At 65.9% G+C, this 14,069-nt stretch carries 13 protein-coding genes; 4 read left to right on the top strand and 9 right to left on the bottom strand.

Features of this window, described 5'->3' with window-relative positions; translation table 11 throughout:
- Nucleotides 1-6: 6 nt before the first annotated feature.
- The gene (locus tag HJG53_RS03690) at nucleotides 7-777 is read right to left on the bottom strand and encodes an SDR family oxidoreductase (protein ID WP_171127807.1); all 771 of its coding nucleotides are present in this window, start codon (nucleotides 775-777) and stop codon (nucleotides 7-9) included.
- Nucleotides 778-892: 115 nt separating this feature from the next.
- Here HJG53_RS03690 and HJG53_RS03685 point away from each other — a divergent pair, with 115 nt between their 5' ends.
- Nucleotides 893-1,528 (top strand): glutathione S-transferase family protein, encoded by a 636-nt coding sequence (locus tag HJG53_RS03685; RefSeq protein WP_171127806.1) that lies wholly within the window; start codon nucleotides 893-895, stop codon nucleotides 1,526-1,528.
- On the opposite strand, the gene HJG53_RS03680 is transcribed toward HJG53_RS03685, so the two are convergent.
- Genes HJG53_RS03680 through HJG53_RS03650 form a run of 7 tightly spaced genes read right to left on the bottom strand, consistent with a single transcriptional unit; the run spans nucleotide 1,515 to nucleotide 7,834 of the window.
- Nucleotides 1,515-2,279 carry a HesA/MoeB/ThiF family protein gene (locus HJG53_RS03680; protein ID WP_171127805.1) on the bottom strand — a complete coding sequence of 255 codons (765 nt, stop codon included), beginning with the start codon at nucleotides 2,277-2,279 and terminating at the stop codon, nucleotides 1,515-1,517. The two genes, HJG53_RS03685 and HJG53_RS03680, sit on opposite strands and share 14 nt — an antisense overlap.
- A complete protein-coding gene (locus tag HJG53_RS03675) occupies nucleotides 2,276-2,749 on the bottom strand; it encodes a DUF29 domain-containing protein (RefSeq protein WP_171127804.1) in 474 nt (157 codons plus the stop codon). Before HJG53_RS03675 ends, HJG53_RS03680 begins: the two co-directional genes overlap by 4 nt.
- A gap of 30 nt (nucleotides 2,750-2,779) precedes the next feature.
- Nucleotides 2,780-3,229 (bottom strand): dUTP diphosphatase, encoded by a 450-nt coding sequence (gene dut / locus HJG53_RS03670; RefSeq protein WP_171127803.1) that lies wholly within the window; start codon nucleotides 3,227-3,229, stop codon nucleotides 2,780-2,782.
- The gene (coaBC, locus tag HJG53_RS03665; RefSeq protein ID WP_171127802.1) at nucleotides 3,216-4,451 is read right to left on the bottom strand and encodes a bifunctional phosphopantothenoylcysteine decarboxylase/phosphopantothenate--cysteine ligase CoaBC; all 1,236 of its coding nucleotides are present in this window, start codon (nucleotides 4,449-4,451) and stop codon (nucleotides 3,216-3,218) included. Before coaBC ends, dut begins: the two co-directional genes overlap by 14 nt.
- Nucleotides 4,448-5,539 carry a hypothetical protein gene (locus HJG53_RS03660; RefSeq protein ID WP_171127801.1) on the bottom strand — a complete coding sequence of 364 codons (1,092 nt, stop codon included), beginning with the start codon at nucleotides 5,537-5,539 and terminating at the stop codon, nucleotides 4,448-4,450. Before HJG53_RS03660 ends, coaBC begins: the two co-directional genes overlap by 4 nt.
- Nucleotides 5,540-5,569: 30 nt before the next feature.
- Nucleotides 5,570-7,102 (bottom strand): 2-polyprenylphenol 6-hydroxylase, encoded by a 1,533-nt coding sequence (gene ubiB, locus HJG53_RS03655; protein ID WP_171127800.1) that lies wholly within the window; start codon nucleotides 7,100-7,102, stop codon nucleotides 5,570-5,572.
- Nucleotides 7,103-7,834 (bottom strand): class I SAM-dependent methyltransferase, encoded by a 732-nt coding sequence (locus HJG53_RS03650; protein ID WP_171127799.1) that lies wholly within the window; start codon nucleotides 7,832-7,834, stop codon nucleotides 7,103-7,105.
- Nucleotides 7,835-8,010: 176 nt separating this feature from the next.
- Between HJG53_RS03650 and mutM the strand changes: the two genes are divergently transcribed.
- A complete protein-coding gene (gene mutM, locus HJG53_RS03645) occupies nucleotides 8,011-8,823 on the top strand; it encodes a bifunctional DNA-formamidopyrimidine glycosylase/DNA-(apurinic or apyrimidinic site) lyase (RefSeq protein WP_171127798.1) in 813 nt (270 codons plus the stop codon).
- Here mutM and HJG53_RS03640 read toward each other — a convergent pair.
- The gene (locus HJG53_RS03640) at nucleotides 8,820-9,401 is read right to left on the bottom strand and encodes a DUF4142 domain-containing protein (protein ID WP_217352580.1); all 582 of its coding nucleotides are present in this window, start codon (nucleotides 9,399-9,401) and stop codon (nucleotides 8,820-8,822) included. The genes mutM and HJG53_RS03640 overlap by 4 nt on opposite strands.
- 193 nt (nucleotides 9,402-9,594) lie before the next feature.
- Here HJG53_RS03640 and HJG53_RS03635 point away from each other — a divergent pair, with 193 nt between their 5' ends.
- Both HJG53_RS03635 and HJG53_RS03630 read left to right on the top strand, forming a co-directional pair.
- The gene (locus HJG53_RS03635; RefSeq protein WP_171127796.1) at nucleotides 9,595-11,220 is read left to right on the top strand and encodes a hypothetical protein; all 1,626 of its coding nucleotides are present in this window, start codon (nucleotides 9,595-9,597) and stop codon (nucleotides 11,218-11,220) included.
- Nucleotides 11,221-11,300: 80 nt separating this feature from the next.
- Nucleotides 11,301-13,994: a TonB-dependent receptor gene (locus tag HJG53_RS03630; RefSeq protein WP_171127795.1), complete on the top strand. Its 2,694-nt coding sequence runs from the start codon at nucleotides 11,301-11,303 to the stop codon at nucleotides 13,992-13,994.
- Nucleotides 13,995-14,069 lie beyond the last annotated feature (75 nt).

Below are 14,069 nucleotides of genomic sequence, written 5' to 3'. Positions count from 1 at the left end.
CCCGGTTTAGCTGCCTGAACCGGGCTCGGCCTGGTGGCGGTGCGCCTCAGCCGAGAAGCCGCCGCCGAGCACACTAGCGGCGGCGACCTGCAGCTTGTTCTTGAAGCCGTAGATGACGCTCCGCTCGCCCTTCATCAGCGCGTCGTAACCTGTCTTGGCCACATCGTCAGGATCGTCCTTCTTGGCGGTGCCGACCTTGGTGTCTTCCATGCCGGCGCGCTCGAAGAACTCGGTGTCCGTGGCGCCCGGCTTCAGGCAGGTCACGGTGACGTTCGTGTCTTTCAGTTCGTTGACGATCGCGTCGGCGAAGCTGTCGATGAACGCCTTGGTGCCGTTATAGACCGCCTGGAACGCGCCGGCCATGTGACCCGCGATCGATCCGGTGATCAGCACCCGGCCTTCGTTCCGCGCGACCATCTCGCGCAGCACCTTCTGCAGCAGATAGACGGTTCCGGTGATGTTGGTGTCGATCACATGCCGCCACTCGGCCGGATCCTGCTCCAAGAACCCGTGACCAAGGCCATGCCCCGCATTGGCGAAGAGCAGGTCGACCGGCCGACCGCGAGCCGCCGCCAGCAGCCGGTCCACGCCTTCGAAGGTGGAGAGGTCAGCCTCGACATTCTCGACCTGTACGCCCAGGCCCTTCAGCTGCGACGAAGCGTCGACGAGCGGCGTGTCGGCGACGAGCAGCAGGTCATAGCCGTCCTGCGCTGCGAGCCGGGCCAGTTCCAGCCCGATGCCGCTCGACGCTCCGGTGACGATTGCAAATCCAGCCATGACACGCTCCTCGAGGATCAGCCTATTCGAACGCGGCATCCGGCAAGGGGATGCAGTCGTTTCACCCGCGTTGCGACGGTGGCGACGCCCTGATAGGCGGAGTGGGGAGGGTGGCATGAAACTCTACATGCGGCCGATCGCGCCGAACGCGGTTAAGGTCTTCGTGTTCGCAGCCGAACGGGGCGTCACGCTCGACACGGTTGATGTCGGCACGCTTTCCGAAGCCGAATACCGGCGCATCAACCCACTGTTGCAGATTCCCGTGCTGGAGACGGACGACGGGCTGCTCATTGCCGAGTCGCTGACCATCTGCCGTTATCTGGACGAGGTGACGCCGGGTACGAGCTTGTTCGGCGCCACGCCGCAGGAGCGGGCGACCGTCTCGATGTGGGAGCGGCGGGCCGAGCGGATGCTGATGGATCCGGCGATCGAATATGGCCATCACTGCCAGCCGATGTTCATCGGCGCACTGACCCAGTTTCCCGAGTGGGCGCGCGACAATCTACGCCACGCGCACAAGCTGCTGCCGGTGATGGAGCAGCAGCTGGCCGACAACCGCTTCCTCGCTGGCGACGACTTTACGATGGCGGATATCACCGCCTTTCTCGGTTATGCGGGGCTGGTTGCCTGGGGTGCGATCGAGGCGATCGCCTCGTCGAACCTCCGGCGCTGGTCTTCCGAAGTTTCGGCCCGCCCCAGTATGGAGCCGTTCCACATGCTGCAGCGGCAGTTTGGCCTCAGGAGCCTGTAGACCCGCAGGTGCGGCAGCCCGGATCCTTGGGGATGCGGATGGTGCGCAGCATGGGCGTGATGCCGTCCATCACATGCACCATGCCCGCCTGATCGGGTCCGAACCCGACGATCGCGCGCACGGCTTCCATCGCGCCCCAACTGCCGATCAGCCCCGCCATCGCGCCCAGCACGCCCTGTTCCGCGCAGGTGTCGCAATCGTCCCCGTCGAACGCATCGCCGACGAAGCAGCGGTAACAGGGCTGATCCGTTTCCCAGCCGCGGAACGTGCCGATCTGCCCCTGGAACTGCCCCAGAGCCGCCGAGACCAGCGGAATACGCGCACGCGTGCAGTGGTCCGCCACCGCCAGTCGCGTGGCAAAGTTGTCGCAGCCGTCGAGCACCAGATCGCACGCCCCGATCAGTTCTTCGGCGTTGGCGGAAGTCAGGCGCTCGCCCACCGGTTCGAATGCCGCGTCGGGGTTGAGCCGCGCCACGACCTCACCGGCAACTTCCACTTTCGGGCGGCCGAGATCGTCGGTGCCGAACAGGATCTGCCGCTGCAGGTTCGAAAGGCTCACCGTATCGTCGTCGATCACGCGCAGGCGGCCCACGCCGGCCGCCGCCAGATACTGGATTGCCGGACAGCCGATCCCTCCGGCGCCGATCACGGCGACCGTGGCACGCGCAAGCCTGACCTGCCCCGCACCGCCAATCTCCTTCAGGACGATGTGGCGAGCGTATCGATCAAGCTGTTCGTCGGACAGAGTCAAGCGGGATCGAAATCGAACGGCTCGTTGAGGACCACAGCCCAGTCGAGTGGAACTTCGGGAAAGGTCTTCAACGGCAAATCTGTGTCGCGCACTGCCTCCAAGCGTGCGCGCCGGAAGGCATAGTCCCGGATTTCGTCCAACTTTGGTCTGAGACTGGGATTGTCTCTCATCACCCGCTCGAACTCGGCACGCTGAGAAGCGATGCTGGCGGCCCATGAGCGACTGCGTCGCTCCGGTTGAAACTGCCACTTAAGGATGTGCATCATCAGCACACGCAGGGGAGACTCTGCGCTGCTTTTCTCGCTCCGCCCCACGCTTTCCATTTCCTCCGCAATATTCTCGATATCGATCTCGCGGAGCCTGCCTTCGCGAAGCAGCCGAGCTTGCGCCATGGCCCAGCCATAGGCATCCAGCTCGTAAGGCGGTGAGGCCGGAGCGTAGGGGGCTCGAGGGTGGGCGGGCTTGTTCACGAGAGCGATCCTAGCACAAATTGTGCTGCGCTAAACGCCCGTCGATCCGAAACCGCCCGCGCCGCGCTCGGTTTCGTCCAGCTCCTGCGCTTCGGTGAAGCGCGCCTGCTGGACGATCGCCGGAACCAGTTGCGCAATGCGGTCGCCGCGGCGGATCTCGAACGGCTCGCTGCCGAGGTTGGCGAGGATCACCTTCACTTCGCCGCGATAGTCCGCGTCGATCGTGCCGGGCGTATTGAGGCAGGTGATACCGTGCTTGAGGGCAAGGCCTGAGCGGGGGCGCACCTGCACTTCATAACCTGCGGGGATGGCGATGGCGAAGCCGGTGGCGACCGCGTGGCGCGCGCCCGGCGCGAGCGTCAACTCCTCCGCCGCGACCACGTCCAGGCCGGCGGCATGGGCGGTGGCATAGGCGGGGAGCGGCAGTCCTTCGCCATGCGGCAGGCGCTTCAGGCGAATCTCGATCTCAGGCAAGGGCATCGGCAATCCTGTCGGCCAGCAGCGCGGCCACCTGTTCCTTCGGCATGTCGTCCCAGTCCTCGACGCCGTCGGCGGTGACGAGGTGCACGCGGTTGCGCGTCCCGCCCATCACATCGCCCGACACGTCATTGGCGATGATCCAGTCCGCCCCCTTGCGCGTGCGCTTCAAGCGGGCGTTCTCCACCACGTCGTCGGTTTCTGCGGCAAAGCCGATCACCAGCTTCGGCCGCTGCGCATGGCCGCACAGGCCAGCGAGAATGTCCGGATTCTCGGTCAGCGAGAGCTCGGGCGTCGACCCACGCTTCTTGATCTTGGACGCGGAGGGCTCGACCCGCCAATCGGCCACTGCCGCGACCATCACGGCAGCGTCGGCGGGAAGGGCCGACTCGACCGCCGCCGCCATTTCGCCCGCGGTTTCGACATCGATGCGGGTGACTCCTGACGGCGTCGGCAGTGCGACCGGACCGCTCACCAGCGTCACGCGCGCGCCGCGTCGTACCAGTGCCTCTGCAATGGCAAAGCCCTGTTTACCCGACGAGCGATTGGCGATGTAGCGCACCGGGTCAATCGGCTCGTGCGTAGGGCCGGCGGTGACGATCACGTGCTTGCCTATTGCTCCGTTCGTATCGAGCGAAGTCGAGATATGCTTCTCGACTGCGCTCGAAGGGAACGCAGGCTTCAGGGCAGACTGCAGAGCGGCAAGTATTGCCTCCGGCTCCGGCAGCCGCCCAGGCCCGAACTCCCCGCAGGCCATCGGCCCTTCGTCGGGGTCCAGCACGGTGACGCTGTCGGCGCGCAGCCGCTCCACGTTGCGCCGGGTCGCGGCGTGCTGCCACATGCGGACGTTCATCGCGGGCGCGGCCAGCACCGGCTTGTCGGTCGCGAGCAACAGGGTGGTGGCGAGATCGTCGGCAATCCCCGCCGCCATGCGGGCCAGCAGATCGGCCGTCGCCGGTACGACGACCACCAGATCGGCCTCGCGGCTGAGCTGGATATGGCCCATCTCGGCTTCGTCCTTCAGGTCCCACAGGCTGGTGTGGACCGGCTGTTCGGACAGGGCGGCGAGCGTCATCGGCGTGACGAACTGCGCGCCGCCATCGGTCAGCACGCAGCGCACGCTCATTCCCGCCTTGCGGATCAGCCGGATCAGCTCGCACGCCTTATAGGCCGCGATGCCGCCGCCGACGATCAGCAGGATGCGCTTGCCCGCTGCGGCCGTCATGCGGTGCGTGGACGAAGCCGGGCAGCGGCGATCAAATCCTTCAGGCCATCGGGCACGAAGACGAGGCCGACCAGGAATGCGGGCGCGATCATCAAGCCCCAGTAGAATGTATCGGCGCGGCAGAACAGAGCCAGCAGCGTGCCATATGCCAGGATCGTCGCCAGCACTCTCCTGGCGAGCGCGCCGGGCGCGGCCGCCCAGCCGAACAGCGCCAATCCGGTCAACAGCAATGCAGGCCCGGTCGGTAGATGAGCGAGCGACGTGGTCCCCCGCAACACATTGACCGTGAAGCCGAAGCCCAGCATCCCCGCCCAGCCGGGTGAGGCAGGATCGTCGGTGCGAACGACATCCGACACGGCAGCCGCGTGCGCGGCCACGGCCAGCGCAAAGACGGTGAGGGCTGCGCCCCAGCCCAGTATCTCGCGCGGCCGCCGCTCGATCAGCGCCATTCCCGCCATGACGGCGACGTACAGCGCGGCCGTCTCGCGGATCAGCATCGCCGCCAGTCCGGTCACGACCGCGACGCCCCAACGTTCCTCGGTGCGGCAACCGAGCGACAGCGCCACCAGCAGCGCAGCCCAGGGCTCATGGAACGGCACCATCTCCGGCTTGGCGAGCACCGCGACGCCGCAGACAAGAAGCGCGGCGCCGATCAGTTGCGATCTCCGCCCGTTGGTCGCCGACCCTAGCCATAACCACCAGACGCGCAGCACCGCCCCGGCGAGCCCGATCATCAGCAGGAACGATCCAGCGGGCGGAAACGCCGCTTGCACTGTCGCCAGGCTCGGCAGCCGGAACGTGACGAAGGGCTTGAGCGGGTAGTTGCCCGTGCGCAGCGACTCTGCGACCAGAGGGTAGTAATCCTCGCCCTCGCCGAGCCCCTGCACGATCCGCTGGTAGAGCAGGATGTCGGCGCGATCCTCCGCATGATGCGCCGCATCGCCATAGGCTTTGGGCGGTTCGGGGGCGGTCACCGCGGTCAGGCAAAAGGCAAGCAGCAGCGCCACCAGCCCCAGCACGAGGCGCGCCGGCGCGGGCGGGAGTGCCGCCATGGCGGTCGGTTGCTTCAGCCAGATCGGGTTCGCCATGCTCCCCAGCTAGCGCCAAATTCTTAAGCGTCAGGCAAGGAGCAGGGTGAGGCCCGATCCGATCGCCGCCGCGATCAGCGCGACAGTGCCATAGCGCCAGCCGCTGGCGATCCGCACCACGTTGATGTCGACCAGCGGGGGCGGGGGAGGCGCAGCACCGGGCTTGGGGAGTTGATGATCGAGGCGCCGGATCAGGTCCGGAACGAGCGCGAGCGTGCGGCCGAGTTCGACAATCGCATCCGCTGCTTTCGCCTCGGGACCAATCTCAGAGCGCACCCACTCCCGCACGAACGGGGCCGCCGTCTCCCACATGTTGATTTCGGGATCGAGCGCCTGCGCCACGCCTTCGACCATCACCATCGTCTTCTGCAGCAGCAGCAGATGCGGCTGGGTCTGCATGTCGAAGTCGCGGGTGATCGCGAACAGCCCATCGAGCATGTTGCCGATCGAGATGTCCTTGGCCGGCAGCCCCCGCATCGGCTCGCCCACCGCCCTGAGCGCGGTCGTGAACTCGGCGATATTGTGGTGCGGCGGCACATAGCCGGCTTCGAAATGGATCTCTGCGACCCGCTCATAGGTGCCGGTGATCAGGCCGTAGAGAATCTCCGCCAGCCACATGCGCGCGCGCCGGTCGATACGGCCCATGATGCCGAAATCGATGGCGACGATGGTGCCGTCATCCCGCACGAACAGGTTGCCCTGGTGCATGTCGGCATGAAAAAAGCCTTCGGAGATCGCCTGACGCAGAAAGGCGCGCACCAGCCGCGCGGCGATTTCCTTCACGTCGTGCCCGGCCGCCAGCAACTCGTCGCGCCGCGCTATCTTGATGCCGTCGACCCATTCGAGCGTCATCACGCGGCGGGCGGTGCGCGCCCAGTCGATCGACGGCACGCAATAGCCGGGTTCAGCGGCCATGCCCTCGGCCAGCTCCGATGCGGAGGCCGCCTCACGCCGCAGGTCGAGCTCGCGCATCGTCCATTGGCGGAAATTCGCGATGACGAGGCGGGGCCGCAGCCGCTCGAACTCGCCGCCGAACGCCTCGGCCTGCGCCGCCGCCCATTCATAGGTCTCGAGCGCTTTGGCGAACTCTTCCTCGACGCCGGGCCGCAGCACCTTGACCGCGACCTGCCGGCCGTCGCTCGTGATCGCGCGATGAACCTGCGCGATGGAGGCGGCGCCGACCGGCTCGGGATCGATCGACTGAAACAGCGCTTCGATCGGCTTGCCGAGCGCCAGCTCGATCGACTTGCGCACCTCATCGAAGGGGGCGGGCGGTAGATTGTCCTGCAACCGGCTGAGGTCTGCGGCAGCCTCGGGGCCGACCAGGTCGGGACGGGTTGCGAGCGCCTGTCCGAACTTGATCGCGGCTGGCCCCAGCGACTGGAAGGCCGTCGCATAAGCGGGCGATTCCGGCACCCGCGCGCCGAACCGGGCGATCCGCACCAGCCGCCGCACGGCCGGCGGCGTCATCGCGTCTCGCTCGATGCCGCGCAGGGCGCCGTGCCGCGCCAGCGTCCGCGCCCATCGAAACAGCCGGAACAGGTGAGTGGCGGTAGAGGCCAACTAGATCTTCCAGCCCGAATGAATGGCGACCAGGCCGCCGAGCATGGGCTCGACCTTGGTGCGGACAAAGCCGGCCTCGCCGATCATCCGCTCGAAGGTCGGCATGTCGGGAAAGCGACGGATCGACTCGACCAAATATCGATAACTGTCCTCATCGTCCGCCACGATCTTGCCGATCCTCGGCACCAGGCGATGGGAGTAGAAGTCATAGACTTCGGCAAAGCCGGGCCAGACCGTCGTGGAGAATTCGAGGCAGAACAAGCGGCCGCCCCGCCGCAGCACGCGATGCGCCTCGCGCAAGGCCGCGGGGATGTCGGTCACGTTCCTGATGCCGAAGGCGATCGTGTAGGCATCGAAGAAGCGGTCCGGCCATTGCAGCCTTTCCGCGTTCGCCTCGCTCCACACCAGCCCGTCGAGGCCGCGCGCCTGCGCCCGGTCCATGCCCACTTCGAGCATCTGCGGGTTGATGTCCGCGACGGTCACGTTCGCGCCGGCAGCGGCGAGACGAAAAGCGATGTCGCCGGTGCCGCCCGCCATGTCGAGAATGTCCTCGCCCGCGCGCGGTTTCACCCGCCGCACGAACCGGTCCTTCCACAGCCGATGCATGCCCGCCGACATGGCGTCGTTCATGATGTCGTAGCGGCGCGCGACATTGGAGAAGACCGCGCCGACGCGCCGGGTCTTTTCCTCCGGCGAGACGTCTTGGTAACCGAACGAGACTGTTTCAGGCATCGCGGGAGCCCTAGCGAAGGGTTGTCGTGCTAGCAAACACCGCTAAGCGCCACTTTCTCCCGCTCATCCTGAGGAGGGGCTAAGCTTGGCGAAGACCCGTCTCGAAGGATCCTCCGAGACGCCGCTTCGGCTTCGCTCAACGGCTCCTCAGGATGAGCGAATGGATTAGGTCAGACATGCCCGAACTTCCCGAGGTCGAGACCACCGTTCGCGGTTTGCAGCCTGTGCTGCAGGGTCAACTGCTGGCATCCGTCGAGCCGCGCCGCGCGGACCTGCGCTTCGCCTTTCCGCCAGACCTGCGCCAGCGGCTGATCGGCGCGCGAGTGACTGGTCTCGGCCGCCGCGCTAAATATGGCCTGATCGACACCGATCGCGGCGACACGATGATCTTTCACCTCGGCATGTCGGGCCGGTGGCGGCTGGACCCGGAGGAGATCGGCACGCATGATCATCTGGTGCTGGAGACGGGCGAGGGCCGCCTGCTGTCACTCAACGATCCGCGCCGCTTCGGCTTTGTCGACCTGTTCGCGACCAGCGCGCTCGACAGCTATCCGGCCTTCGCGAAGATGGGACCGGAGCCACTCGGGCCTGAACTCAATGCCGATTATCTCAACGCTGCGCTGAAGGGTCGCAGCGCGCCGATCAAGGCGCTGCTGCTCGACCAACGCATCGTCGCGGGCCTCGGCAACATCTATGTCTGCGAGGCGCTGCACATGGCGGGTATCGCGCCGACGCGCGCGGGCGGCCGCATCTCGCGCAAGCGGCTCGAACTGCTGGTGCCGGCGATCAAGTCGGTGCTCGAAGCAGCAATTGAGGCGGGCGGCTCCACCTTGCGCGACTATGCGCGGCCCGATGGCGAACTCGGCTATTTCGCCCGGCAATGGCGCGTCTATGGCCGGGAAGGGGAGGCGTGCGGCTGCGGCGCCCCCGTCAGGCGCCGCGTCGACAGCGGCCGCTCCACCTTCTTCTGCGCCACCTGCCAGCGCTAGCCATTGCCCTCCAGCTCTGCGTTGAGCGTCTGAATGTCGAGCAGCCGCTCGCCAATGACGCCCTGATATTTCTCTGCCCAGGCTTTCAACGCCGGATTGTCGCCGCCATTCTTGTAGGCGCGCACTGTGCCGACGAGCAGGGTCAGCGCATCGACCTGCTGCTTGGCGAAGGCGATGTCGAGCGGCGCGCCGCCTGTGGACGACAGGATGGCGAGATCGGATGCGTGAGTCGGCGCGGACACGCCCTCAGCCTTCAGCCCGCCGGCCTGGGCGACCTGCGCTAGTTCTGCTCGGGCCCCTGCGAACTCGCTCGAAACTTTCTGCGCCAGGGCCTTGGCGTTGGCGTGCTCGCCACGCTCGGCCACCGCGTTTGCGCCGGCGATCGAGAAATCGAGCGCGCCAAGCACCGTCGCGACGAAAGGCTGCCCGCTGACTTCCTCCGGCGCCGGCCGCGCGGGCGCCGAAGTCGACGCCTGTCCCTGAACCTGAATGGCATCGTCCGCCTGTTCGCCCCGTTCACCGCAGCCCGCTAGCGCGAGGAGCGATAGTGCCGCCGGCACCCAAATCCTGATCATCATTTCGCCTTCATCGATAAGAACCGGCGCGCCGCTAGCGGCACCGGCATCGCTCGGCAACCGAGTCACTGAACCGTCATCAATCCGTCGCGGAGGCGTAACGCTGCCGTCGCGAAACCGACGCTTTGAGCGCCTAGCCGGTCCTCCGACGGGGCGGTCCACGCCGCCTGCTGCTCGTCTTATTCAAAAGGGGATCATGATGTCGCGCACTCGCCTGTTTCTGATGCTCGGCGCCGCCATTCCGCTGGCGGCCTGTGGCGCCGATGAAATCGCATCGCCGGGCACCGGCGGCAACATCATCATCAACAACCCGGCTCCGTCGCCGACCCCGACTCCGAGCCCCACGCCGACGCCGACCCCGCCGCCGCTGATCACCCCAGCCTCGGCTTGCCCGACCATCGCCGACCCGCAGGGCCTGACCGATTCGGGTACGATCACCAACAACAGCGTCGGCACGTTCCGCGTCTGCACGCTGCCGGCGCGGATCAACAACTCCATCACGCTGCCGAAGATCGCCGGCCTGGTCTATCGCCTGGGCGGCCGCGTCGATGTCGGCACCGATCTCGGGCCGACCCCGGGCGCCAACGAGACGCGTGTCACGCTGACCATCGATCCGGGCGTGGTCGTGTTCGGCGGCACGGGCGTGTCCTGGCTGAACGTCAATCGCGGCCACCGCATCTCCGCGGTCGGCACGGCCACCCAGCCGATCATCTTCACCAGCCGCGACAATGTCGCCGGCCTGAACACCGAAAGCAGCTCGGGTCAGTGGGGCGGTGTCGTGCTGTCGGGTCGCGCGCAGATCACCGACTGCGCCAATCCGAACGCCGCGCCCGGCACCGTTGCCTGCGAACGCCAGACCGAAGGCGCGCAGGACCCGGCGCTCTATGGCGGCGCCACCAACACCGACAATAGCGGCACGATGAGCTTCGTGCAGATCCGCTTCTCGGGCTTCGTCCTGTCCGGCAACGCGGAGCTGCAGTCGCTGACCACCCAGGGTGTCGGCCGCGGCACCCAGCTCAGCCGCATCCAGTCGTTCAACAGTTCGGACGACGGCGCCGAGTTCTTCGGCGGTCGCGTCAACATGAAGTATTTCGTGTCGGTCGGCGCCGAGGACGACAATCTCGACACCGACACCGGCCTGAAGGCGAACTTTCAGTATGTGCTGGTCGTGCAGCGCCAGAATGTCGGCGACTCGATCATCGAAGCGGACAGCGACAACACGCTCGACGGCAACCTGCCGCGGCAGAATACGATCGTGTCCAACATGACGGCAATCCACCGCATTTCGCAGTCGAACAACACCGCGATCCTGCTGCGCGGCGGCACCGACTATCGCATCCTGAACAGCGTCATCGTCGCGCCGAACGCCGGCTCCTGCCTGGCGATCAGTCGTGCGCAGACCGCCTCCACGACGGCGGATGCCGCGATCGACGAACAGGGGGCGCCCATCTTCCGTTCGGTGGTGCTCCAGTGCGGTGCGACCAAATATAACGGCCGCAACACGGTCACGGACGCGCAGGTGGCGGCGATCTTCGGCACGGGCTCGAACGGCAACAACGACGCCTTCACGCCGACGCTCACTAACCTGTTCGTGAACGGCGCCAACGAAACGGCGGTGACGCCGTTCAACGGCACCAACCTGACCAGCCTCAACGCCGATCCGGAAGCGCAGGGCACCGCCTTCTTCGACAACGTGACCTATATCGGAGCGTTCAAGGACACGAACGACCAGTGGTTCAAGGGCTGGGTGTGCAACAGCGCGATCGCCGATTTCGGCCTCGCCAACACCAACGGCCTCTGCACGTCGATCCCGACGACCTGAAGCTGAAGCATGATGTGGGGCGGGGCGCGGCCTGGACGGCGGCGCCCCGCCTCTTCGAATATCTTGAGGGGTTGAATTCCATGGCGAAGCCGCTGGCATATGCGAGCCTTTTGCTGATCACGACCGCGCTGGTTGCGCCACCCGCCTTCGCGCAGAGCGGCGGGCAGGCAGCGCCCGCCGGCCCGTCCGAGACGCCGCAGGCGGTGCCCGAAGCGGCACAGCCCGAGGAAGCGCAGGAGGCGCCCGAAGTCTCGGTTCCAGGCGGCGAGGAAGACATCGTCGTGCGCGGCCGCGCCTATGTCGAACCGGCCCAGCAATCGCTTCAGGTCCTCTCGGTGCTCAGCACCGCGGACATCGCGCGTACAGGCGCCGGCGATATTGCCGGTGCGCTCGGGCGCGTGACCGGCCTGAGTGTGGTGGGAAACGGCTTCGTCTACGTCCGCGGTCTCGGTGACCGCTACTCGCTGGCGCTGCTGAACGGCTCGCCCTTGCCCAGCCCCGAGCCGCTGAAGCGCGTCGTTCCACTCGATATCTTTCCGACCAGCGTCGTCGCCTCGTCGCTGGTCCAGAAAAGCTATTCGGTGAACTTCCCCGGCGAGTTCGGCGGCGGCGTCATCAACCTCACCACTAAGTCGATCCCGACCGAAAGCTTCATCACGGTCGGTGCGGGCGTCGGCTACGACACCTACACGACCGGCCAGCTCGGTTATACTTATTTCGGTAGCGACACCGACTGGACCGGGTTCGACAATGGCCAACGCGACCGCCCGCCGGCGCTCAGGAACTACATCGCGAGCGGCCAGCGCATTTCCCAGGGCGGCGTCGACACCGCGACGCTGGCCCAGCAGCTGGTCAACTCGCGCCAGGACGTGGTGTTTCGCAACAACGAGATTCCGGTCAATTGGTCGGCCTCGATCTCGGGCGGGCACAGCTTCGACGTCGGCGATGCGACCGTCGGCGTGATCGCCAACTTCGCCTATTCGAACAAGTGGCGCACCCGCCAGACCACGCAGCAGACGCCCGCGACGTTCGACCTGTCGGCGCTGAACACCGACTTTCTGCGGACCATCACCGACAACCGCATCATGGTGAATGCGCTGGTCGGCTATGGCGTCGAATGGGGCGAGAACAAGGTCCGCTGGACCAACGTCTATATCCGCGACACGCTGAAACAGGCCCGGCTCGGCCTCGGCAAGCGTGAAGTCACCTTTCCCGGCGCCGACTTTCTGACGCAGGACACCGCCTGGTTCGAACGGCAGCTGGTTTCGACGCAGCTGGTCGGCGAACTGAAGCCGCTCGACAATCTGACGGTGGATCTGCGCGGCGGCTTCGCCAATTCGCAGCGGGAATCACCGTTCGAATCCACCTTCGAATATTTCCGCAGCAACCGCGCCAACGATCCATATGGCCAGTTCTTCGTCAACAATCTCAACAACGGCAATCCGGGCAATGCGGAAGTCGCCTTTTCGAACCTCAACGAGGATCTGTGGTCGGCGGGCGTCGACGTCGGCTACCGCTTCAACGACTGGCTGCGCCTGACCGGCGGCTATTATTTCTCGGACACGCAGCGCCGCACCGAACGCCGCGATTTCCTGATCTTCGCGTCGGGCGGCGTTCCCCAGGCAGCGGGTCTGTTGCGCCCGGATCTGCTGATCTCGCGCGGGCCGATCGATTTCTACGGCATCAAGGTGATCGAGGACGAGTCCAACCCTGTGTTCGACGCGACGCTGCGCAACCATGCCGGCTATCTGCAGGCCAATGTGCAGGTCACGCCCGAGGTCAACATCAATGCCGGCGTCCGCTACGAACAGGCGAAGCAGACGGTCAGCCCGGTGCAGGTCTACAACACGCCGGTCGCCTCGCTCGCGGCGACCAATCTCGACCGCGACTATTTCCTGCCGGCGGCGACGCTCACCTACCAGATCAACGACAAGCTGCAGGTGCGCCTCAGCGGATCGAAGACGATCGCGCGGCCACAGTTCCGCGAACTGATCTTCCAGCCCTATTTCGATCCGGACTCGAACCGGCTGTTCCGCGGCAACCCGCTGTTGATCGACAGCCAGCTGACCAATTATGAAGGTCGCGCCGAATGGTATTTCGCGCGCGAGCAGAGGCTCTCAGCCTCGGGCTTTTTCAAGAAGATCAACAACCCGATCGAGACCTTCGCCAGCGTCAACGAAAATGGCGTGGTGTCGAGCTTCGCCAATGCGCCGAGCGCAATTCTCTATGGCGGCGAGTTCGAGCTGACCAAGCACTTCAACCTCGACGCATCGAGCAGCCCCTTTTTCCAGCGCCGGCGCATCGTGCTGATCGGCAACTATACCTATACCAAGTCGAAGATCCGGGTGGGCGCGGGCGACACCGCCGCGCTGTTCCCGACTTCGCTCAACCGCACCGTGCTGGCGAGCGAGCTGTTCAACGACGGCGTGCCGCTGACCGGCCAGTCCGATCATATCGTCAATGTGGAGTTCGGCCTGGAAGACCGCGACGGGCTGTCGCAGCAGACGTTCCTGATCACCTATGCCAGCGACCGCGTCACCAATCGCGGCGCGAGCGGCCAGCCCGACATCATCGAACGGCCGGGTCTTCGCCTCGACTTCGTCGCCCGACAGGGCGTGACGATCGCGGGCATCGAATCCGAGCTGAAGATCGAGGCGCGCAACTTGACGGGCACCAAATATCGCGAGTTCCAGACCAACGGCCAGAACATCGTCTATTATAACCGCTACGATCAGGGCCGCGTCCTCAGCCTCGGCTGGAGCATGACCTTCTAGATCTCCATCTAACATCGTCATCCCCGCGAAAGCGGGGACCCAGCTCTTCTTTTCACGAACTCTGGGTTCCCGCTT

This window comes from Sphingomonas sp. ID1715, assembly GCF_013044515.1.
In the GTDB taxonomy this organism is placed as follows: domain Bacteria; phylum Pseudomonadota; class Alphaproteobacteria; order Sphingomonadales; family Sphingomonadaceae; genus Sphingomonas_B.
This window is presented reverse-complemented; position numbering and strand designations above follow the sequence as displayed.

Excerpts from the sequence above, each read along its gene's own strand:
- HJG53_RS03690 (WP_171127807.1), bottom strand. The coding sequence starts at position 777 with ATGGCTGGATTTGCAATCGTCACCGGAGCGTCGAGCGGCATCGGGCTG.
- HJG53_RS03685 (WP_171127806.1), top strand. The coding sequence starts at position 893 with ATGAAACTCTACATGCGGCCGATCGCGCCGAACGCGGTTAAGGTCTTC.
- dut (WP_171127803.1), bottom strand. The coding sequence starts at position 3,229 with ATGCCCTTGCCTGAGATCGAGATTCGCCTGAAGCGCCTGCCGCATGGC.
- coaBC (WP_171127802.1), bottom strand. The coding sequence starts at position 4,451 with ATGACGGCCGCAGCGGGCAAGCGCATCCTGCTGATCGTCGGCGGCGGC.
- HJG53_RS03660 (WP_171127801.1), bottom strand. The coding sequence starts at position 5,539 with ATGGCGAACCCGATCTGGCTGAAGCAACCGACCGCCATGGCGGCACTC.
- HJG53_RS03650 (WP_171127799.1), bottom strand. The coding sequence starts at position 7,834 with ATGCCTGAAACAGTCTCGTTCGGTTACCAAGACGTCTCGCCGGAGGAA.
- mutM (WP_171127798.1), top strand. The coding sequence starts at position 8,011 with ATGCCCGAACTTCCCGAGGTCGAGACCACCGTTCGCGGTTTGCAGCCT.
- HJG53_RS03640 (WP_217352580.1), bottom strand. The coding sequence starts at position 9,401 with ATGATGATCAGGATTTGGGTGCCGGCGGCACTATCGCTCCTCGCGCTA.
- HJG53_RS03635 (WP_171127796.1), top strand. The coding sequence starts at position 9,595 with ATGATGTCGCGCACTCGCCTGTTTCTGATGCTCGGCGCCGCCATTCCG.
- HJG53_RS03630 (WP_171127795.1), top strand. The coding sequence starts at position 11,301 with ATGGCGAAGCCGCTGGCATATGCGAGCCTTTTGCTGATCACGACCGCG.